This is a genomic window from Bradyrhizobium sp. RT6a (assembly GCF_040547675.1).
In the GTDB taxonomy this organism is placed as follows: domain Bacteria; phylum Pseudomonadota; class Alphaproteobacteria; order Rhizobiales; family Xanthobacteraceae; genus Bradyrhizobium.
Genome location: NZ_JBEPQC010000027.1, coordinates 1 through 1599 on the forward strand (window position 1 = coordinate 1; position 1599 = coordinate 1599).

At 62.7% G+C, this 1599-nt stretch carries 1 protein-coding gene; it reads right to left on the reverse strand.

The genetic code is table 11. The features are described 5' to 3' along the window. Positions 1-454: 454 nt before the first annotated feature. The gene (locus ABIC03_RS39185) at positions 455-1519 is read right to left on the reverse strand and encodes an IS110 family RNA-guided transposase (protein ID WP_354066259.1); all 1065 of its coding nucleotides are present in this window, start codon (positions 1517-1519) and stop codon (positions 455-457) included. Between the last annotated feature and the right edge of the window lie 80 nt (positions 1520-1599).

Sequence of the window (1599 nt, forward strand, 5' to 3'; positions counted from 1 at the left end):
TGTGACCCGAATGTATGGTCCGGCCGCGCGTTGCAAGAAGATTTGGTCGAGCTGGCGATGAGCGGTCTTGCATCAATGTATCCGGCCTCGGATTGGAGCGTGTGGTGCTCCGGGCCATCATGGATATCAGCGCGCGTACGTTCTCGTTAGCGGACAGGCCTCGATCGGGCCATTCGGGTCACCAGTGTTCGCACGCGCTCGGAAGACCGAACCTCCATCTCGTCTCATCCTCTCGCAGACCTCGGCTGGAAGCTGTTGATAGATTACGTCATCGCTTGCTCCTCAAATTGCTGAGTTCCTTTGTTCGAGCCAGGGGCCGTTCCTTCGTCCCGACCTTGCAGAACGTCGATCGCGTCGCGCGCAGGGGCGGTCAAGGCCGGCCGTTGCGCTGGGCTTGCGGCGGGCTCTGGCGTCGCCAGGCTGCGCCTTGACCGAGCCGAGCACGGCGCGAGGATTAGGCGGGTCGGACGCTTGTCTCGTCGGTCCTCGTCAGCTCGAAGGCGCGTCCCTTAGCCAGCACCGCCCAGGCGATCCGGGCAAGCTTGTTGGCGAGCGCGATCGCCAGAACGTTGTGGTGCAACCGCCTTTTGGCGGCTTCGATCCAGGATCTGAGCCCGTAACGTTCCCAGTCCTTTATCCTGACCAGCACAACCCATGCCGCCTGCACGAACAGAACGCGCAGGTAGCGATTGCCGCGTCTGGAGATTTTGCCGAGGATGGTGCGGTCTCCGGTCGAGATCTGCTTGGGCACTAGTCCGAGCCAGGCGCCGAAGTCGCGGCCTTTGGAGAATACGTCTCCAGTGCCGATCGCGGCCACCATGGCGCTCGAGATGATCGGCCCGATGCCGGGCACCGTCATCAGGCGCGAACATGCCTGATCTTGACGGGCCAGTGCTTCGATCTCGCCGGTTAAGCCCTCGATGCGCTGATCTAGCCGGCGCCAGTCGCCCGCCAACTCCTCGATGACACGCAACATGCGTGGCGACAGGGCATCGGTGCGCGTCGCAAGGATGGTGGGCAGTTCCGTGCGCAGGAAGCCGATACCCTGTCGCACGGCGATCCCGCGTTCCAGCATGAAAGCGCGAATCTGGTTGATGATGCCGGTGCGTTGCGACACCAGCCGCTCGCGCACCCGATGCAGCGCCTGCAGATCGAGTTGCTCCGCGGTCTTGGTCGCCACGAACTTCATCGTCGGACGCTGCACGGCTTCGGCAATCGCTTCGGCATCGTTGAAGTCGTTCTTCTGTCCTTTGCTATAGGGGCGAACATATTTGGCCGGCATCAACCTGGAATCGTGACCAAGCGATGCGAGCTTGCGGCTCAGGTGATGTGCGCCGACGCAGGCCTCCATGCCGACCAGGCAGGGCGGTATGTTGGCGAGCCGAGCTTCCACTTGGCCACGCGGCCACTTTTGTCGTAGCACGATGGCGCCGCGCGCATCGTGGCCCACGACGTGGAACGAGTTCTTACCGATATCGATGCCGATCACGGCGATTGCGGTATTGGGTGTCTTAGACATGGCGTGCTCCTTGTCTTTGGCGCCCCTTGCCAGCTTCGCTTGCTGGCGGGGCAGGAGCACGGCCGGACCATCCCATTAGC

What these genes read in the sequence shown, in the direction of transcription:
- ABIC03_RS39185 (WP_354066259.1), bottom strand. Translation starts at nt 1,519, where the DNA reads ATGTCTAAGACACCCAATACCGCAATCGCCGTGATCGGCATCGATATC.